Source organism: Rhodococcus wratislaviensis, assembly GCF_041228765.1.
Lineage (GTDB): Bacteria > Actinomycetota > Actinomycetes > Mycobacteriales > Mycobacteriaceae > Rhodococcus_F > Rhodococcus_F wratislaviensis.
Genome location: NZ_CP150488.1, coordinates 1,667,352 through 1,686,800, shown reverse-complemented (window position 1 = coordinate 1,686,800; position 19,449 = coordinate 1,667,352). Strand labels below are relative to the sequence as shown.

The window sequence follows — 19,449 nt, the reverse complement described above, 5'->3', positions numbered from 1 at the left end:
CGCACGCAGTAGTCTGCACTGGTGGAGTCGCGTCACGTCGAGTATTTTCTCGCCACCGTCGACAACGACGGCCTCGCGCTCGCGGCCGAGGCCCTGGGCGTCACCAAGCCGTCGTTGTCGAAGGGGCTGCGCAATCTCGAGCGTGACCTCGGCGTCGAGCTGTTCCACCGCGTGGGCCGCGGCCTGGTGCTCAGCGCGGCGGGAAAGGCCTTCGTCGGTCCCGCGCGGAAGATCGTGCGAGACCTGGTGGCCGCCGAGAGCTCACTCGTCGACGTCTCGGGACTGCCGCGCGGCCGGCTCGACATCTGCGCGTCGGCGCACGTCGCGGAAGGCCCCGTCACGGAACTGATCGGGTCTTTCCGCAAGCAGTATCCCGGCGTGGTCGTCCGGCTCGCCGACCTGCGACCGGTCGACGTCATCGCGTCGCTCATCCGGGACGGGCACTGCGAGATCGCCTTCAGTCACTTCCCTTTCGCTGCAGGAGGATTGACGACCCGCGCCCTCGGAATTCACGAGTACTGGCTGGTGGTTCCGCACGACGCCGAGATCGCCTGGCGGGATCCGTTCCCCCTCGCCGACCTTCCGGATATTCCCGTGGTGGGGCTGCCCAAGGAATCTTCGTCGCGCACCGTCATCGAGAAGGCGCTGCAGGCCGCGGGGAGCCGGACGATCATGTCGGCCGTCGTCGAGCAACGGGAAGCCGTCGGCGCGTTCGTCGTCGAGGGCGTGGGAATGTCGTTCATGGAACGCACCCTCGCGGAACGGGCCGCGGTCGGCGGCGCGCGGATCTGCACCCTCGACCCGCCGATCACCGCCCCGTACGGGGTGATCTACGACGAAGCCCGGCTGTCTCCGGCCGGACGCGCGTTCCTCGACACGCTCGAGCCGTGATCCTCGTCGAGCGCGGCGATGAACGCCGCCGCGGCCGGCGGAAGCGGATCGGGTCGATGGACGAGGCCGATGGTGCGCACCTCCGGCGGTGCGAGCGAGCGCACCACGACCCCCGGCAGTTCCTGTTCGGCGACACGCCGCGGGAGTAGGGTCGCCCCCGCGCCCTGGACGACCAGTTCCCACATCGATTGACGATGCGCACACTCGACGGCGATGTTGTCCACCGGCAGTCGTGGACGTGACCCGATCTCGACGATCATCGGAATGTCGGCGAGCAGGCCGACGGGCACCGGATCGGGTAGCTCGATCGCCAGATCCGCGTGCAGCGCGAGCACGATCTCCTGTTCCCCCACCATCCTGAACTCGAGCCCCTGGTGGTCGACGAGCAGTTCGGTGAGCCCGAGGTCGCACTCACCCGAGCGGACCGCGCGGCCCACCCCGTCGGGAACGTCCGCCGACACCGTGGCCAGGACCACGCGCGGGTACTGCCGATGGAACCGGCCGACGATCCGCGGAAGCGGATCGGCGGCAAGGGAATTGAGAACCGCGATCGTGAGCGTGCCGGACCGCAGTTCGGCGACGTCGTGCACGACGGCCCGCGCCCGCTCCACATCGGCGAGAACCTGCCGCGCCGCATGCGCGAACGACGTGCCCGCGGGGGTGATCCGCAGCTTCCGTCCTCCACGATCGAACAGTTCGACACCCAGATCGCGTTCGAGAGTCCGGATCGCCTGCGACAGCGACGGCTGCGCGATGAACAGCGCCCGCGCGGCCTCGGTGATGCTGCCGTGATCGGCCACGGCGACGAGGTACTCTGCGTCCCGGATGTCCACCAGCCGAGTTTAGCGGCCACGCAGTTCACCGAGGCCACGGCCGGCCGTCGAGTGTCTCGGCCTGGACGACCTGACGCCCGTTCAGGCGGAGCCGGTTCCAATCGTCGATGTCGTGATTGACGCACACCGTCGTATTCGGTTGGCTGCGCAGCAACTTCAACTTCTTCAGCGATTCGATCGCATCGGCGGTGTCGGAGTCGGCCGGCATGCCGACGCAACAGCTGATGCTGTCCTGGATCTACGCGACGTCGCCGGACAAGACCATCGTGCCCCTGTCCGGCAGGCGGAGCTGCAGCCCGAGTGAGCCGCGTCACGGACGATGTACAAAGCACGGTGCATCACATGCGTTTTATATATTCTGTACTATGCACTCATAGGCAGTGGCGCGATCGGTCACAGAACCACTCGGAGGTAACAGATGACGCCGACTACCGGTGTTCAGGCATTGAAAGAACTCATCGAGCCGGAACGCCTGCTGATCGACGGTTCCTGGGTGCCCGCGGTCGAGGGCGCGTCGTTCCCCGCGATCGATCCCGGTACCGGAGAACAGGTGGCCCGGATCGCCGAAGGCTCCGAAGCCGACGTCGACGCCGCGGTGGCCGCCGCCCGCCGCTCCTTCGACGAGGCTCGGTGGCTGCGGTTGTCGGGCCAGCAACGGTCGGTGATCCTGTGGCGCATCGCCGAGACGCTGGAGAATCGGGCCGATCAGCTCGCCGCACTGGAGAGCATGGACGCGGGCATGCCGGTCTCGCAGGCGCGCCTGATGGTCGGCGAGGCGGTCAATCAGTTCCGGTACTTCGCCGGCTGGGCCGACAAGGTCGAGGGCAAGAGCGTCGAGATCGGGCCCGCCGAAATGCGTTTCCAGGGATACACCCGCAAGGAAGCGGTCGGGGTGGCCGCACTGATCGTGCCGTGGAACGCACCGATCGTCGCGATCGCGCAGAAACTGGCCCCCGCGCTCGCCGCCGGGTGCTCGTGTGTGCTCAAACCCTCCGAAGAGGCGTCACTCACCGCGCTGGCCGTCGGCCGACTGGTCCTCGACGCGGGACTGCCGCCCGGCGTCGTCAACGTCGTCACCGGCTTCGGGCCCCGGGTCGGCGCTCCGCTCGCCGCGCACCCCGGCGTCGACAAGGTGAGCTTCACCGGGTCGACCCAGGTCGGCAGGCAGATCGTGCAGGCCGCCGCAGGCAACCTCAAGAAGGTCTCACTCGAACTCGGTGGCAAGTCGGCTATGATCGTGCTGCCGGACGCCGACCTCGACATCGTGATCCCCGGCGTCGGGATCGGGATCTTCTGGAACTCCGGCCAGATCTGCACGTCCGGCTCCCGGCTGTTCGTCCATCGCGACATCGCCGACGAGGTGGCCGACGGGGTCGCCGAGTTCAGCCGAAACCTGAAAGTCGGTTACGGCGCCGACCCGGACGCCGACCTGGGGCCCCTCATCTCGCAGCGCCACCTCGACCGGGTGAACGGCTACGTCGAGAGCGGGATCGCGGCCGGCGCCCGGGTCGTGGCCGGCGGCAAGCGAATCGGCGACCGGGGCTACTTCTACGAGCCGACCGTGGTGGTCGACGCCGACCCCTCGATGGCGATGATCCGCGAAGAGATCTTCGGCCCGGTGCTCGGCGTCATGACGTTCACCGACATCGACGCAGCCGTCGCCGCCGCCAACGACACCGAGTACGGCCTCGCCGGCAGCGTCTGGACGCGGGACGTCGCCCGCGCCCACTCGATCGCTCATCGGCTGCGGGCGAGCCGGATCGGCATCAACGTCCACCGAGCGGGCGGGGTGCAGATGCCCGTCGGCGGTTACAAGCAGTCCGGCTGGGGCCGCGAAAACGGTGCCGAGGCCCTCGCCGAATACCTCGAGACGAAGTCCGTGGTCACCCGACTCTCCGACTGAGACCAGTACATCCCATCCACCGACCCCAAGGAGAAGCATGAGAACCCGCGGCGCAGTCATCCGGCAGATCCCCGGCGAACTCGAGGTCATCGACCTCGAACTGGAGGATCCCCGCGACGACGAGGTGCAGGTCAAGCTCGTCGCGAGCGGCATGTGCCACTCCGACGACCACCACGTCACCGGGGACATCCCGGTCGGCATGTACCCGTTCGCCCTCGGCCACGAGGGCGCCGGCATCGTCACGAAGGCCTCCCCCAACTACAAGGGCATCGAGGTCGGCGACCACGTCGTCTTCTCCGCGATCCCGTCCTGCGGCCACTGCCGCTGGTGTTCGAGCAACCTGCAGAGCCTGTGCAATCTCGCCGCCGGCATCCTTGCCGGCCCGCGTTGGACGGACGGCACGTTCCGGGTGCACACCACGGACGGGACGCCGGTCGGTCAGATGTGCGGCATCTCGACCTTCCTCGAGACCACCACGGTCTCCATCAACTCGGTCGTCAAGATCGACAAGGACATCCCCCTCGACAAGGCCTGCCTCGTCGGATGCGGGGTGAGCACCGGCTGGGGATCGGCCGTCAACCTCGGCAACGTCGAACCCGGGCACACCGTCATCGTCATGGGCATCGGCGGACTCGGCTCCGCCGCACTGCAGGGCGCCCGGCACGCCGGCGCCTCGCACGTCATCGCCGTCGACCCGGTCGCGTTCAAACGGGACAGCGCGAAGACGTTCGGTGCGACCCACGCCGTCGCGACCATCGAAGAGGCGGCCGAACTCGCCAAACAGTCCACCAACGGCCAGGGTGCGGACGCCCTCGTCATCACCGTCGGCGTGCTCGAACCAGAACACGTCGCCCAGGCACTCGCCGCGGTCCGCAAGGCGGGCACCGTCGTCGTCACCGCCGTCGGCGAACACTCCCGAGTCGGTCTGCCCATCCCGATCGCCGACCTGACGCTGTCCCAGAAGCGGCTGCAGGGATGCGTCTTCGGCTCCACCAACGGCACCTGGGACGTCAACCGGCTGCTGAACATGTACAAGGCCGGCCAGCTCAACCTCGACGACATGATCACCCGTACCTACCGTCTCGACGACATCAACCAAGGATACCGAGACCTGAAGGACGGCAAGAACATCCGCGGCGTCATCCTGTTCGACTGAGTGGACGACCGCTCGACAGCGAAGGACCGCCCGGGAGGATCCCGGGCGGTCCTTCGGCTACTCGGGAGCGACGAGTGGGCGGGTTTCCACCCTCGACGCCTCGGTCTCGACAGCACGGGTGACGCGCATGAGGGCCGTCGCCACGACCGCCGCCAGGGCGAGGGGCACGACGACTGCAAGGTACATCGCGCGCGGTGTCATCACGCTCAGTGCGTAACCCGCGATGATCGGCGACAGAATGGCTCCACCGCGCGCGACGCCCATCATCGCGCCGTATCCCTTGGCGCGTGCGAGCACGGGGTATACCGCGGTCGAGGTCGAGGTGTACCCGGACATGGCGGCGTAGGTGCCGCCACCGAGCAACCCGGCCATCGCCAGTGCGAACGGACCCTGGAGCGTGACCGCGAAACCCGCGATGGCCACGGCAGACACGACGGAGGTGACGAGCGCGATCCGCGCCCCGGGGAATCGCAACCCGAATGCGCCGAACAAGCATCCCCCGACGACCGCACCGAAGCTGATCATGATCCCGGCGAGAGCGCCGCTGCCCGCGTCACCACTGGCGTTCTTGATGAGCTGTGGCGTCCAGGTGCTGACGAAGTAGTACCCGGCGGTGAGCATCGAGTACCCGAACGCCAGGAGCACGGTGCGAGATCGCAGTTCCCTGCCGAGCAGACGGGTCGCGTCCCGCGGTGCGGCGACTGCCGGATCGGGCTGCTCCTTCGCGCCTTTCCGCGCGAGGAAGTCCTCCGATTCCCGGAGGAACGCGGCAGTCACGACGAACGACAGGACCCCCAGCGCCGAGCCGATCCAGAACATGCCCTGCCATGCCCCGCCGGCCAGGGAGACGAGGCCCGCGCCGGCGAAGCCGGCGAGCGTCGTGCCGAGCGGGTAGCCGATCATGACCAGTCCGAGCGCCACACTTCGCCGATTGGGCGGGACAACCTCCTGACACAGGACGATGATGACGACGCTGATGGTCCCGATCGCGATGCCGGTGACGAACCGGGTCACGAGGAGCGCCTCGAAACCGGTCGAGAGCGCCGACGCCGCCAGCCCGACCGTGTTGGCGGCAAGGCCGGCCAACAGGACGCGCCGTCGGCCGATGACATCCGCGAAACGGGCGAAGCCGATCGCGCCCACCGCCATGCCGGCCAGCGCGGCGCTGATCAGATACCCCTTCTGCGGATTGGTAGCGAAACCGTCCGGTAGGTGCGGCATCGCGAAACCCATGACGAGGACGTCATAGCCGTCCAGCATGTTCAAGAACATGCAGAAGAGAACGGTGGCAATCTGATACGGGCGCAATCCCGCCTGCGCCGTCCCATTCTTCATACCGGTCATCAGGTCCCTCTCACTCGACTCGCCGACGTGTCCGCGCGCATGTCCGGTAGGAACCACCGACCCGCCGCGGCGCATGCGATCTGGATCACAGTGACAGCAATATATGATGTGTTGTGGATTATGTCCATATGGTCACGGTTTCCAGCGGTGGCTCGAGCATCGACTCATGGGACGGGGGAACGCCGCACGACAGCGGCCGGCAGATCGGCTCAGCCGGGCGCCGCGGTCGCCGGGCGGGGCGCGAATGGTACATTATGTCGAGTCTCTGAATCCGGGAAGGTGCGACCGACGATGGCCCTGAATGACAGATCAAGGCGACAGCAACTTCCAGAGGAAGTTGCCTCGTACGTACGCGAGATGATCATTTCCGGCGAGGTGCGTGCAGGCGATTTCCTCCGCATCGAGCGGATCGCCGAAGCCGTGGGAGTCAGCACGACGCCCGTGCGAGAGGGACTCCTTGCGCTCCGGAGCGAAGGCTTCGTCGAGATGGTTCCCCGGCGCGGCTTCGTCGTGGCCCCGTTCACGAAGCAGGACGTGCGCGACCTCTTCTGGGCTCAGGCGCAACTGGCCGGTGAACTGGCCGCCCGGGCCGCGAAGAACATCACACCCCAGCAGATCGCCGAGCTCGAGGGAATCCTCCAGCAGCACCAGGACGCCATCACCAAGGGCGACACCGACCGTATCGCCTCCCTCGGTCACGCATTCCACCGCAAGATCAATCTGACCGCGGACTCTCCGCGCCTTGCCCGTCTCCTGGGCTCCGTCGTCGCGAATCTTCCGAACCGCTTCTACGCCACCATCGAGGGCCACATCACCACCACGCAAGAGGAGCATCCCGTCCTGCTCGAGGCCCTGCGGAAGCGTGCGGGCAAGCGAGCGAAGGCTCTCATGGAATCGCACATCCTGGACGGCGCAGATCACCTGATCGAGGAACTCGAGCAGCGCGGTCTGTGGGATGCCGACGACGAGGCGAACGCGGGCTGATTCGAAGCCTGCCGCGCCCGTCTCTTTTGTCAGCGCCGGGCGCGCTGCACAGTTTCCGAGGGTAGGAATCCGAACCGCGCTCGATACTGCTGAGCGAAGCGGCCGGGATGGAAGAACCCCCACCGCGCGGCGACGTCGGTGACAGATCCCGGTGCGCCGCAGATGAGTTCGCGATGCACCCGGTCGAGCCGGACGCCGCGCAGGTACGCGGTCGGTGACATTCCCACCACCTCCCGGAAACCCGCCTGCAGCGCGCGCTCGCTGACTCCGGCCATCGTCGCGAGATCGGCGGTGGTGATCTCGTCCTCCGGATGCCGGTCGACGTAGTCCACGACCTCGCGAATCTTGGATCGCCGGGTGTGGGCGGGCTTTCCGTGCAACTCCGGGGTGAGCTGACTCGGCACGGTCATCAGCAGTTGAGTCATGAGGGCCGACTCGAGCTCGTGACAGGCCGCCGGAATCGTGGAGATGCCGTCCGGCCTGGAGAGCTCGGCATAGAGGAAACCGGCAGTCGCGACGAGCGCCTGCCCCGCGCTGGACGTCAGGTCGAATGTCAGGTCGAACCGGATCTCCTCCCCGATCGGGCGTCCGGCCAACTTCGCTGCATGTGCTTCGAGCGGATCCTTCGGCAATTTGATGTGGTACTGCCAGGAATCCGCGCTCCACTGCACCAGCACGGGCGCCTGCGGACCGAACGCCACACCGGCTTCGCCGGCGACGAAGCTTCGCCGCACGCCACTCTGCTCCACGGTGCTCTCACCCGTCACCGGCAGATTGACGTGGTAACAGAGCCGCATCGGCGGCCCGGTCAGGGTCGCAGCGGCTCCGTACGACATCCGGCCGATCGTCAACCGCGGCGCAGGAGCGAGATCGAGTCGGAAATCGAGTTCTCGGCTGTTCGGAACGTGGACGTCGTGGCCCGCAAACGTCTCCGCGACCTGCGCGTGTGCGGTATCGAGATCCGCCGTGCGGAAGCTGAGCTGCCGGTCTGCGCCGGCGTGTCGGCGATGCACGCGCTGTTACCTCCTCCGACCGTCGTAGCCCGACGGCCTCGAACGGCTCGACTACGGATAATACATCATATTCACGAGTTTGTGCAGGTCGCGCGCGTATGCCGACTTTCTTTGTGCGGAAAGTGGACGTCGGCCTTCGCTAGAAGGATTGTGACGCACATCCCATCGAACCTACCGTCGTGACGACCAGCGCATCCGCGTTGTGGCCGCCCCCGAACACATGGAGCTGTGCCCACCATGACCGAAGATCGCGACACCCCAACGACATTGGTTCTCGAACGAACCCCCGTAGACGGCAACTGCCCACGATGCGGCGCCGAGGAACTCCGCCGCTACCCCGTGGTGTCCGAGGGCGGCTGGTTCCAGGTCCTCAAATGTCAGAACTGCCTGCTGTCCCTGGACCGGTCACCGTGGTCCCGGCTCGGGCCGATCCAACTTCTCACCGACCTGCTCTAACGAAGGATTCCACGATGATTGCAGTCGATGTCGGCGGCACGTTCACCGACGTTGTCGCACTACGCGACGGACAGATCAAGACCGCGAAGGTCACCACCGACTACGCCGAGGTGTTCGGGCCGGTCCTCGAGGGTGCCGCGGCGCTCGGCGTGGAGGACGCCAGTGTGTTCAACCACGCGAGCACTCACGGCCTGAACGCGGTGATCACTCGGCGGCTGCCCAAGATCGGTTTTCTCACGACCGAGGGGCACCGCGACATCCTCGACATGGGCCGGGTGTGGCGTCCGGCGCACGCCATCCTGGACTCGCGCTGGCGGCGAAGCTTCGGTGACGCCGCGCGGCCGCTGGTTCAGCGGTACCTGCGGCGCGGCATCCATGAGAGGATCACCGCCGACGGCGGCGTGCTCTTCGAGCTGGACGAAGCCCAGGCCCGCACCGAACTGGAAGTGCTCCGAAGCTGCGGCGTCACCGGTGTCGCCATCTGCCTGATCAACGCCTACGTGAACCAGGCGCACGAGGTACGTCTCCGCGAGCTGGTCCGCGAGGTTCTCGGCGACGTACCCTGCTCGATCTCCAGCGAGGTCTCCCCGCTCGCCAAGGAGTACGCCCGGGCGTCGACCACGGTGATCGACACGCTGATGAAGATCATCTACACCGACTACACGGCCAAATTGGAGAAGGGCCTCGCCGACCTCGGGTTCAGTGGTGAGCTCAACTTCGCCGACTGCGCGGCCACCCTCGTTCCGTCCGGTCGCGCGATGGAACTGCCCTTCCGCATCGTCTTCTCCGGTCCTGCTGCCGGCACCGTCGGGTGTGCCCACTTCGGCGGGCTGATCGGCGAGAACAACCTGCTCTGCGCGGACGTCGGCGGCACGTCCATCGACATCAGTGTGGTCACGGCGGGTGAGCCGTTCGTCAACACCAGCTTCGAACTCGAGCACGACCTCGTCGTGAACGCACTGGCGAACGACATCTCCAGTATCGGTGCCGGCGGCGGCAGCATCGTCGCGATCGGGCCTGCGGGCGAAATTCAGGTCGGCCCGGACAGCGCAGGATCCTCCCCCGGTCCCGCCTGCTACGGACGCGGCGGCACCCAGCCGACCACCACCGACACCTGCCTGATGATCGGGATCATCGATCCCGCCCGGTTCGCCGGCGGCGCGGTGAACCTCGATCCGGCACTGTCCCTGCAGGCGTTCGAGAATCTCGATTCGGAATTCACGCTGGCGCAGAAGGTCCGATACGCCTACGAAATGGCCGTCAACAACATGGCGGAGGGCGTGTTCAACGTCGCGATCAAGAACGGTGTGGACCCCCGCGACTACAGCCTCGTCGCTTTCGGCGCGGCCGGCCCGATGCTGTTGCCCGCGGTGCTCGACACGGTGCATTGCAAGCAGGTGATCGTGCCACCGAATCCGGGCCTGTTCTCGGCGTTGGGCCTGCTGTCCGCGGACCAGGTGTTCACTGCCAATCGCAGCGCCTACATGCTGCTCACGCCCGAGGCCGCCCCGGCGATCGACACGTTGTTCGGCGAGATGGAATCGCAACTGCGCGAAGGGCTCGACGAGGGTACCGGTGTGACGTTCCACCGCAGCATGGACGCCCACCTCGCCGGGCAGAGCTGGGAGACACCGTTCGTCCCGGTTCCGGACGGCGTCATCGACGCCGACGCGATGACCACCATGGTCCAGTCCTTCCACGACACCTACGAGAACCGGTCGGGCAACCGATTCGAATCGATGCCCGTCGAGGGCGTGACGTTCCGGGTCCGGGCGGTCCTCGACACCCCGAAGGTCGCCTACCCCGAGGTCCCGCAGCGCGGCGACGCCCCGCTGAAACCGGTCCGGACGACGGTCCTGCGCTACCTCGGCGACATCGACGCCGACGGCGAAGGAGCACAGACCGCCGACGTGTACGACCGCGACACACTGTGCGCCGGAGACGTAGTGGACGGCCCGGCGATCGTCGACGAAGGCCTGTCGACGACGCACATCGGCGCCACCCAGCGGGCGACCGTCGGCCGCTACGGCGAACTGATCATCCGGAGGAAGTGAACCCATGACCACTCTCGATACGTCCGCGGCAAATGCAGCCGACCAGGCTCGGCTGCGTGACATCTCGGACTCCCAGTTCACCGATGCCTACGGCTGCGACCGCTTCACGGCGGCAGTGATTCTCAATCGGCTGCGGTACGCGGTGGAACACATGTCCACCGGATTCATGCGTGAAGCCTTCTCCCCGATCATCCGCGACTGGTACGACTTCGCGTGCACCATCAGCGGTCCGCCCGATCACAACTATCCGATGGCCGTCGTCAGCAACAGCCTCGTGGTCTTCCTCGGCACACTCGGCGACGCCGTGCGCAACACGGTCGAGGAGTTCGGACCCGAAAACCTGTCCCCGGGTGACGTACTCATCTGCAACGACCCCTACCGGGGCGGAACCCACGTCAACGACGTCTGTTTCATCCGCCCGGTCTTCGTCGACGGCACGATCGTCTCGTTCGTGAACATGCGCGCCCACCAACTCGACATGGGCGGCACCGTGCCGGGCGGATTCTCCGCCACGAAGGCGAACGTGTACGAGAACGGTCTCGTCATCCCGCCGATGCTGCTGTGGTCCAAGGACGAACCGGTGCGCTCGACGTTCAGTTTGATCTTCGACAACACGCGGTGGGGCGGGATGCTGCTGCCCGACTTCAAGAGCATCTACCAGCAGCTGAAGCTGGGCGAGCAGCTCGTGCTCGAGAACATCGCACGCTACGGTCTCGACGCCTATCTGGGAACGCTGACCTACGCCTGCGACACGTCGGCGGAACGTATGCGCGACGCGATCGCACTCGTGCCGGACGGCGACTACGAGGGATCGGCTGTGATCGACGCCGACGGTGTCGACGACAGCATCGACTACACGGTCAAGGTGACCCTGCGCAAACGTGGCCGGGACATCGAGGTGGACCTGTCGGGCACCTCTCCGCAAGCACGCACCTGCATCAACTGCGGTGTGCTCGACACCAAGACTGCCGTCGGCGTCGCTCTGACGATGCTGTTGGACCCCGAGGTTCCGTTCACGTCCGGGACCTGGCGCAACATCGACCTCGCCACCCCGCCGGGCACGCTGGTCTCGTCGCTGCCACCCGACGGCGGAATCATGATGTTCTGGGAAGCATCCGGCGCGGTCGTGTCCGCAGTCTTCGATGCGCTCAATCCGGCACTCGGCGAGAAGGGTGTGGCGGGCGACTACGGTTCCACCAACACCCACAACGCCTCCGGCGTGACCGCCGACGGAACGCCGTGGACCAGTGCCACCCAGTGCGGCGGTGAGCACGGCCCCTGGGGTGCCACGAAAGAGGGCGACGGTGACAGCTACACCGTCCTGTTCTTCCTCAACAATCTCGACCCCGCCACCGAAACCATCGAGCACGATTCCCCCGTCGTGATGCTCCGCAAGGAACATGCGATCGACACCGGCGGTCCCGGCACGTTCCGCGGGGGCGCGGCCAACCTCAAGGACACGCTCTGGCTGAGCGAGGGCAACCACTACCTGTCGCCGTTCCGCACGAAGGTCCCGAGTGGAGTCGGCGCCAACGGAGGCGAACCGGGGCCGAACGGCGCCATCTGGATCTTCCCGCCGGAGGACGACGCGGTCGATCGGCCGCGGATGATCGGCACGTCCCCCGAGGTCTACAGCGACAGCGTCCCTGTCGCCGGGGTGCTCGACCCCGAGACGAAGGCCCTGGATCCGGACGCCGGCGTCTACCACTACTTCGCCAGTCAGCAAGTGTGGCAGACGAAGACCGGGTCCATCCTGCGGTGCCTCACCAACGGCGGCGGCGGTTGGGGCGACCCGTACGTCCGCGAGCCCGAACGTGTGCTGGCCGATGTCCGCAACGAGTACGTCAGCGTGGCGGGCGCGGCTCGGGACTACGGCGTCGTCGTGATCGGCGACCCACGGTCCGATCCCGAGGGACTGCGCATCGATGTGGAGGCCACGGCGGCGCTCCGAAACCGGCCGAGCTGAGTGCGCGCGGACGGAGTAGTCGCTCTACCTGATACGAGGAGGAAGAAGACAATGCAGGGAATCACGTTTCCGGGGGATGGCCGAGTCGTTCTCAAGGAGTTCCCGGCACCCCAACCGGGGCCGGGAGAAGTAGTCGTCCGGATGCGGGCGTCCGGGATGTGCGGAAGCGATCTCCATTTCTACCGGGGCGCAGTGTCTTTCGGAGGGAGCGCCGACACCATCCAGGGTCACGAGCCCTGCGGTGACGTCCACGCTGTCGGGGAGGGGGTGGCGCCCGACACGGCTTCCGTCGGCGACCGCGTCATGATCCACCATTACTGGGGTTGCGACGTGTGCGAGCAGTGTCGCTCCGGTTGGCCGCAGATGTGCGACCGCGGGAACGCCCAGACGATGAGCATCACCACCCACGGCGGTCACGCGCCGTACGCTGTCGTGCCTGCCAGGACTCTCCTGCCGCTTCCCGACGGCCTCAGCTACAAGGCGGGTGCCGCGATCGGCTGCGGCACCGGGACGGCGTGGGGAGGTCTCATGCGGCTGGGCGACGTCGGCGGTAAAACGCTGGTCATCTTCGGGCAGGGCCCGGTCGGACTGTCCGGGACCATGCTCGCCTCGGCACTCGGAGCCCGGGTCATCGCGGTGGACGTCAACAATTCGAGACTGGAACGCGCACGCACGTTCGGCGCGAGTGAGGTCGTCAACTCGGCCGAGGCGGACCTGTCCACGACGATCGCCGATCTCGCCGGCCGGCGGGGCGTGGAGCTGATCCTGGAAACCTCCGGAGTAGCCGGCGCCGACGCGCTGAGCATCCTCGGCAAGTGGGGACGGGCCTGCTTCATCGGACTCCCCGGGGAGGTGCACTTCCGGACCGAGGAACAGTACAAGAAGCAGTGGACGATCATGACGTCCTGGACGATGTCCACGATCCAGCAGCGGCGCTGCGCCGAGTTCGTCGTCGAGCACGGACTCCCGATCGACGACCTCTACACCCACAGCTGGTCGCTGGACCAGGCCGCCGAGGCGTACGAGTGGTTCGACAAGCAATCCGACGGTAAGGGCGTCTTCGAATTCTGACGCCCGCTCAAGTCACCGAATCAACGACATCCCTCGGCCGGACCGGCCGACCACTACCGTTTCGGCCCGCGGCCGGACGGGAGGAGAACGAATGCTGACACAAGACGAAAAACCGCTTGCAGTAACGGATTTCATCCAAGGGTCGAAGAAAAACCTGATCGGCGGCAAGTGGATCGAGGCGGCATCCGGCCGGCAGATCGACACCGTCAACCCGGCGACGGGGCAGGTGCTCTGCCGTATCGCCGGGGGTGACGCGACGGATGTCGACCGTGCCGTCTCGGCGGCCCGCCAAGCCTTCGAGGGCGAATGGAGTCGATGGACGCCGCATCAGCGCCGCAAGCTGATACTGAAGATCCACGACATCGTCCTCGATCACTTCGACGAACTGGCGCTGATCGAGACGCTGGACATGGGGGCGCCGCTGTCGCGGACCACAGGCCTGGCCGAGTGGACCTCGCAGGTTCTGCAATTCTTCGCTTCTCAGTGCGATGCCGCGACCGTGGCGACACCCCCGAACTCGCTTCCCGGGGACTTCCTCACGCTGAAGTCGCTCGCCCCCGTCGGCGTGGTCGGTGGGATCATCCCCTGGAACGGCCCCCTGATCGGCCTGTGGTGGATTTTCGGCCCGGCACTCGCCACCGGGTGCACCGCCGTTCTCAAGCCTGCCGAGGATGCCTCACTGTCGGTGCTGCGAGTTGCCGAGCTGATGATGGAAGCCGGTGTGCCCGACGGTGTGATCAACGTCGTGACAGGATATGGCGCCGATGCGGGCCAGGCTCTGGCGGAACATCGGGACGTCGACCGGATCGCCTTTACCGGATCGATCGGCACCGCGCAGACCATCGTCCGCGCGTCGGCAGGCAACCTCAAGCGCCTGCAACTGGAGCTGGGCGGCAAGTCGCCCGACATCGTCTTCGCCGATGCCGATCTGGACAAGGCCGTGCCCGGCGCCGCCATGGGTGTGTTCACCAACAGCGGCCAGGTCTGCGTTGCAGGCACGCGGATCTTCGTTCAACGTTCGATCCACGACGAGTTCGTCGAGCGCATGACCGAGTTCACGAAGACCATCCGCGTGGGAGACGGGCTCGACCCGAATACCCAGTTGGGGCCATTGATTTCAGAGCGACAACTCGAACGGGTCATGCATTACATCGACCTCGGCGGCGGCGAAGGTGCGCAGCTGGCGAGCGGTGGCAACCGCCTCGGCGGCGAACTCGCATCGGGTTACTTCGTCGAGCCGACCGTCTTCGCCGGCGCGTCCAACGACATGACCATCGCCAGAGAGGAGATCTTCGGGCCGGTCGCCTCGGTGATCCCGTTCGACGACATGGACGACGCGCTGCAACTCGCGAACGACACACCGTTCGGGCTCGCGGGCGGTGTGTGGACCCGCAGCCTGTCCACCGCGCACAAGGTCTCGCAGAACATCAAGGCCGGAACGATCTGGGTCAACTGCTACGGCGTCCTCGACCCGGCCATCGGCTTCGGCGGCACCAAGATGAGCGGTTACGGCTGGAAGGGAGCCCGCGAACACGTGGAGGGTTACCTGTACCCGAAGGCCGTCTACATCAATCTCGACTAGGAGAACCCCTGAGCGCCGCCCGGATTTCGGTCCGGGCGGCGCTCACTGCTTTTGTCCGTGGTGGGTGGCGAGTTCGCCGGCTTCTTCGAGGGTCGCGGCCCAGGTGGCGAGGAGTGTGAGGCCGTCGGCGGCGGGACTGTCCTTCGGTGCGGTGTACACGAGGAGGATGAGGCCGGGATGCGCAGGGAACTCCATCGCCTCGAAGTTCAGCTCGAGGCTTCCGACGGCAGGATGGCGGACCTTCTTGTACCCGGTTCGGTGGAACCGGACGTTGTGTGCCGCCCACCGGGCCCGAAAAACCTCACTGCGGGTGGATAGTTCGCCGATCAGCTCGATGAGTTGTTTGTCGTGGGGGTTGCGGCCGGCCTCGGCACGAAGCATCGCGGCGATGTCGTCGGCGGCGCGGTCCCAGTCGACGTAGAAGTCGCGCGCGGCCGGGTCGAGGTAGACGAACCGGGCGTTGTTCGCCGGCCGACGCGGGTCGGCGAGCACCGGCGCATAGAGCGCGCGGGCCAACCGGTTGGCGGCGAGCATGTCGTGGCGGGCGTTGCGTACCCAGGCGGGTGCGTCGGTGATCGCGTCGAGGACCAGCTGCACGCCGGCCGTGACCCCCGAGGTCTTCGAGCGGCGCTGCCGGACTGGTCCAGGTTCGGCGGCCCGGGCGAGGTCGAACAGGTGTGTGCGCTCGGCCTCGTCCAATTGCAGTGCGCGGGCGAGGCCGTCCAGAACGCTGTCGGAGGCGCCGGCGAGGTTGCCGCGTTCCATCCGCACGTAGTAGTCGATGCTGACGCCGGCGAGCAGGGCCACTTCCTCTCGGCGCAGCCCGGGAACCCGCCGGTTGCCGCCGTATGCGGGCAATCCGGCCTGTTCGGGGTTGATCCGCGCCCTCCGGGACGTGAGGAACTCCCGCACCTGTGCTCGCTGGTCGTCCATGAGTTCCACGGTATGCGGACCGGCACGGCGGAGGGAGGTACTGCGGTTACCCGGAAGAGCAGTGACTCCCGCGAGTGCCCTATCGCGCGTTTACTCGAATTGTGACCACCTCGCACGACCGACCGCCGGTCGCGGCACCGCCGCGGCGATCCTGGCGACAGCCCTGATCGGTCACCGCTGACGAACGCCGCGCACGGGTGCGGAATCGAGTACGACGAACCCCTGGAAGAGAGTTGGACATGGCGATCACCGAAGCTGCCCGGAACAATCATGCCGAGTTGTTTCCGGGACACGTCTCGACATTTCTGGAGACGGATCCGGAGCTCATCGAGGTGTTCGACAACTTCGCGTTCGACGAGGTGCGGCAGTACGGCGGCCTGAACACCCGTACGCGTTTGATGGTGCAACTCGCCTCGATGATCGCGAGCCAGGCACTTGCCGAGTACCGGGTCATGCTGGGCGCAGCCCTCACCGTCGGAGTGAGCCCTGCCGACGCCAAGGAGGTTGTGTATCAGGCGGTCCCGTACGTCGGCATGTCGAAAGTCTTCGACTTTCTCCACGCGACGAACGACGTGCTCACCGAGCGTGGCATCAGCCTCCCCCTGGAAGGCCGAGCGACGACGACGGCCGAGGACCGGTTGGCGAAGGGTCTCGCCAAGCAGAAGGAGATCGTCGGCGCAGACGCCGTTGACGGGATGTGCGATGCCGCAGCACCGGACGAGCTCCACATCCAGCGCTACCTGTCGGCGAACTGCTTCGGTGACTACGTCACGCGCAGTGGTCTGGACACGCCGACCCGTGAGTTGCTCACGTTCGCGATGCTGGTCTCCCTCGGTGGTTGCGAACCGCAGGTCAAGGGGCACACGATGGCGAATCTCCGCGTCGGGAACACCCGGGCCGACCTACTCGCCGTCCTCACCCACCTGCTGCCGTTCATCGGCTACCCGCGCACGCTCAACGCCCTGCGGGTGCTGAACGAGTCCGCACCCGCCGCCGACCCTTCGACGCAGTCATGACGGAACGCACCTGGTTGATCACTGGCGTCAGCAGTGGCTTCGGCCGCCACCTCACCGAGCAACTGCTCGAGCGCGGCGACCGTGTGGTCGGCACCATCCGCCGACCGGAGTCCGTCGACGACCTGACCAGCCGGCATCCGGACCTGTTCCGGGCCGAGGTGCTCGACGTCCGTGACACCCCGGCATTGCGCGCAGCCGTGACGCGAATTGTCGCGGACTTCGGCAGGATCGACGTGGCGGTGAGCAACGCCGGATACGGCCTGTTCGGGGCCGCGGAAGAACTCACCGACGAACAGATCGACGACATGATCGCCACCAACCTCACCGGGTCCATCCAGTTCATCCGTGCCGTGCTCCCGCACATGCGGGCTGCCGGCGGAGGCCGGATCGTCCAGCTCTCGACGTACGGCGGACAGGTCGCGTTCCCCGGCAACTCGATGTACCACGCCACCAAGTGGGGAATCGAAGGCTTCGTGGAATCGGTGGCGCAGGAGGTGGCGCCATTCGGCATCGGCATGACGCTCGTCGAACCCGGTGGCGCGCGCACCGAGTTCCGCTACCGCGGCGCCCAGATCGCCGAACCGATTCCGGAGTACGACGCGACACCCGCGCACAACTTCCGGACGATGCTCGACCCCGCCGCCGGCCTGGCGCCCGGAGACCCGGCACGAATGGCCGCGCGCATCATCGAAAGCGTGGATGCGGAACCGGCACCGCTGCGCCTCATGCTCGGCTCGCAGGCACTCGAGTCCACCCTCGCGGTACTCCGCAAATGCGTCGCCGACTTCGAAGCCCAAACCGAACTCGGCGCCTCCACCGACTTCCCTCCGGAAGCCGACTGACGACTGCATCCATGAACGGCGCGCCCCCAGGTGCTGCTGAAACAACTGACAGTCACCACGACCGAAGAATCGAGAGACACATACTTATGAGCAAGGTCATTCTGGTCACCGGCGCAGGCCGAGGGCTCGGCACCGACATCGCCCGCACGGCCCTCGCGGCGGGCCATCAGGTCATCGCCACCGGCCGTCGCCCCGAAAAAGTGCAGGAACTGCTGGGTGAGAGCGACAACCTGCTGGCCGCCGCCCTGGACATCACCAACCCCGCCGACGCGGAAGCCGTGGTCGCCGCCGCGGTGGAGCGGTTCGGCCGGATCGACGTGCTGATCAACAACGCCGCCACCTTTCAAGCCGGCTACTTCGAGGAAATCTCCGACGCCGCGATGCGTGCGCAGGTGGAGACGAACCTGTTCGGCCCCATGAACGTCACCCGCGCCGTCCTTCCCCAGATGCGCAAGCAGCGGTCGGGGCACATCATGACCGTCTCGTCACTGGCTGGGATCATCGGCCAGGAATTCTGCGTCGCCTACGCCACCACGAAGTTCGGTGTCGAGGGCTGGATGGAGTCGCTGAGCTTCGACCTCGAACCGTTCGGCATCAGGACCACGATCGTCGAGCCCGGGTTCTTCCGCACCGAACTCCTCGAAGAGGCGTCCACCACCTGGGCCGACCAGTCGATCGACGACTACGCCGAGCGCACCACCCAGACCAAGGCGGCCTGGCAGTCGATGAACGGGCAGCAGACCGGCGACCCGCTCAAGCTCGCCCAGGCACTGGTCAAGGTGGCAGAGCTGGATGAGCCGCCGCTGCGGTTCGTCGCCGGCTCCGACGCGATCCCCGCCGTCATCGACAAGGGACGTCAGATCAGCGATCAGGCCGAGGCCTCCCGCGAACTCGGCTTCGACCTCGACATCACCAAGTAGAGAGAAACACGATGGAGTTCATCACCCCCGTCCCCACGGGCAAAGGCCCGGCCGAGTCGTTCACCGGCGACGTCTGGTTCGACGTCATCTATGCCGGGAAGGAACCGTCCCGGGCGCGCACGAACATGGTTCGTTTCTCGCCGGGGGCCCGCACGTTCTGGCATCACCACGTCCTCGGGCAGACCCTGCACGTCGTGAGCGGGACCGCGCTCGTCGGCACCCGCGACGGTGTCGTCTTCGCAGCCCAGCCCGGGGAGACCGTCACCTGCCCTGCCGGTGAAGAGCACTGGCACGGCGCCACCGACGACCGGTTCATGGAACACCTGGCCATCTGGGAAGGCGACGGGTCCAGCACGCCGGAGACGACCTGGCTCGAGGAGGTCACCGACGAGCAATACCACGCGCCGCGCACCCGCCGTTCCTGACAACCGTGCCCGACTCGTTCCCGGAGGAGAGACCACACATGACTGACACGATGCGTGCCC

18 protein-coding genes are annotated in these 19,449 nt (G+C 66.7%); 13 read left to right on the top strand and 5 right to left on the bottom strand.

Going from position 1 to position 19,449, the window contains the following annotated elements; genetic code table 11:
- The first annotated feature begins 21 nt into the window (after positions 1-21).
- Complete coding sequence (locus WKC72_RS07520; protein ID WP_128640943.1) at positions 22-891, top strand: LysR family transcriptional regulator; 870 nt, start codon at positions 22-24, stop codon at positions 889-891.
- On the opposite strand, the gene WKC72_RS07515 is transcribed toward WKC72_RS07520, so the two are convergent.
- Together WKC72_RS07515 and WKC72_RS07510 are read right to left on the bottom strand one after the other, a co-directional pair.
- Positions 831-1,724 carry a LysR family transcriptional regulator gene (locus WKC72_RS07515; protein ID WP_128640942.1) on the bottom strand — a complete coding sequence of 298 codons (894 nt, stop codon included), beginning with the start codon at positions 1,722-1,724 and terminating at the stop codon, positions 831-833. The two genes, WKC72_RS07520 and WKC72_RS07515, sit on opposite strands and share 61 nt — an antisense overlap.
- A 25-nt stretch (positions 1,725-1,749) precedes the next feature.
- Positions 1,750-1,932 (bottom strand): hypothetical protein, encoded by a 183-nt coding sequence (locus WKC72_RS07510; protein WP_370182200.1) that lies wholly within the window; start codon positions 1,930-1,932, stop codon positions 1,750-1,752.
- Positions 1,933-2,142: 210 nt separating this feature from the next.
- Here WKC72_RS07510 and WKC72_RS07505 point away from each other — a divergent pair, with 210 nt between their 5' ends.
- Positions 2,143-3,627, top strand: coding sequence for an aldehyde dehydrogenase (locus tag WKC72_RS07505; RefSeq protein ID WP_370182199.1), 1,485 nt, complete (start codon positions 2,143-2,145; stop codon positions 3,625-3,627).
- A 37-nt stretch (positions 3,628-3,664) separates the two neighbouring features.
- Positions 3,665-4,783, top strand: a complete 1,119-nt coding sequence (locus tag WKC72_RS07500) for an NDMA-dependent alcohol dehydrogenase (RefSeq protein ID WP_268789176.1) — start codon at positions 3,665-3,667, stop codon at positions 4,781-4,783.
- Positions 4,784-4,840: 57 nt separating this feature from the next.
- Here WKC72_RS07500 and WKC72_RS07495 read toward each other — a convergent pair whose 3' ends face one another.
- Positions 4,841-6,127: an MFS transporter gene (locus WKC72_RS07495; RefSeq protein ID WP_370182198.1), complete on the bottom strand. Its 1,287-nt coding sequence runs from the start codon at positions 6,125-6,127 to the stop codon at positions 4,841-4,843.
- Positions 6,128-6,418: 291 nt separating this feature from the next.
- Here WKC72_RS07495 and WKC72_RS07490 point away from each other — a divergent pair, with 291 nt between their 5' ends.
- On the top strand, positions 6,419-7,111 hold the full coding sequence (locus WKC72_RS07490) for a GntR family transcriptional regulator (RefSeq protein ID WP_081792293.1): 693 nt from the start codon (positions 6,419-6,421) through the stop codon (positions 7,109-7,111).
- A 29-nt stretch (positions 7,112-7,140) separates the two neighbouring features.
- On the opposite strand, the gene WKC72_RS07485 is transcribed toward WKC72_RS07490, so the two are convergent.
- Entirely contained in the window at positions 7,141-8,124 is a 984-nt protein-coding gene (locus tag WKC72_RS07485; protein ID WP_037229884.1) for an AraC family transcriptional regulator, read from the bottom strand.
- A gap of 237 nt (positions 8,125-8,361) precedes the next feature.
- Between WKC72_RS07485 and WKC72_RS07480 the strand changes: the two genes are divergently transcribed.
- The 5 genes from WKC72_RS07480 to WKC72_RS07460 all read left to right on the top strand — a co-directional run bounded on the left by WKC72_RS07480 (position 8,362) and on the right by WKC72_RS07460 (position 15,253).
- The gene (locus WKC72_RS07480) at positions 8,362-8,580 is read left to right on the top strand and encodes a hypothetical protein (protein ID WP_052032999.1); all 219 of its coding nucleotides are present in this window, start codon (positions 8,362-8,364) and stop codon (positions 8,578-8,580) included.
- Between the two features lie 14 nt (positions 8,581-8,594).
- On the top strand, positions 8,595-10,634 hold the full coding sequence (locus WKC72_RS07475; protein WP_370182197.1) for a hydantoinase/oxoprolinase family protein: 2,040 nt from the start codon (positions 8,595-8,597) through the stop codon (positions 10,632-10,634).
- A 4-nt stretch (positions 10,635-10,638) separates the two neighbouring features.
- On the top strand, positions 10,639-12,600 hold the full coding sequence (locus WKC72_RS07470) for a hydantoinase B/oxoprolinase family protein (protein WP_268789173.1): 1,962 nt from the start codon (positions 10,639-10,641) through the stop codon (positions 12,598-12,600).
- Positions 12,601-12,651: 51 nt separating this feature from the next.
- Complete coding sequence (locus WKC72_RS07465; protein ID WP_370182196.1) at positions 12,652-13,671, top strand: zinc-binding dehydrogenase; 1,020 nt, start codon at positions 12,652-12,654, stop codon at positions 13,669-13,671.
- Positions 13,672-13,762: 91 nt separating this feature from the next.
- Positions 13,763-15,253, top strand: coding sequence for an aldehyde dehydrogenase (locus WKC72_RS07460; protein ID WP_370182195.1), 1,491 nt, complete (start codon positions 13,763-13,765; stop codon positions 15,251-15,253).
- 42 nt (positions 15,254-15,295) lie between these two features.
- Here the strand turns inward: WKC72_RS07460 and WKC72_RS07455 are convergent, their stop codons facing one another.
- A complete protein-coding gene (locus WKC72_RS07455) occupies positions 15,296-16,186 on the bottom strand; it encodes a helix-turn-helix domain-containing protein (protein WP_370182194.1) in 891 nt (296 codons plus the stop codon).
- A 239-nt stretch (positions 16,187-16,425) separates the two neighbouring features.
- Between WKC72_RS07455 and WKC72_RS07450 the strand changes: the two genes are divergently transcribed.
- The 4 genes from WKC72_RS07450 to WKC72_RS07435 all read left to right on the top strand — a co-directional run bounded on the left by WKC72_RS07450 (position 16,426) and on the right by WKC72_RS07435 (position 19,389).
- Complete coding sequence (locus tag WKC72_RS07450; protein ID WP_370182193.1) at positions 16,426-17,202, top strand: carboxymuconolactone decarboxylase family protein; 777 nt, start codon at positions 16,426-16,428, stop codon at positions 17,200-17,202.
- Positions 17,199-18,044: an SDR family oxidoreductase gene (locus WKC72_RS07445; protein WP_370182192.1), complete on the top strand. Its 846-nt coding sequence runs from the start codon at positions 17,199-17,201 to the stop codon at positions 18,042-18,044. The genes WKC72_RS07450 and WKC72_RS07445 overlap by 4 nt, the downstream gene beginning before the upstream one ends.
- A gap of 86 nt (positions 18,045-18,130) precedes the next feature.
- On the top strand, positions 18,131-18,964 hold the full coding sequence (locus WKC72_RS07440) for an SDR family oxidoreductase (RefSeq protein WP_268789167.1): 834 nt from the start codon (positions 18,131-18,133) through the stop codon (positions 18,962-18,964).
- Positions 18,965-18,975: 11 nt separating this feature from the next.
- The gene (locus WKC72_RS07435) at positions 18,976-19,389 is read left to right on the top strand and encodes a cupin domain-containing protein (RefSeq protein ID WP_037229899.1); all 414 of its coding nucleotides are present in this window, start codon (positions 18,976-18,978) and stop codon (positions 19,387-19,389) included.
- Positions 19,390-19,449 lie beyond the last annotated feature (60 nt).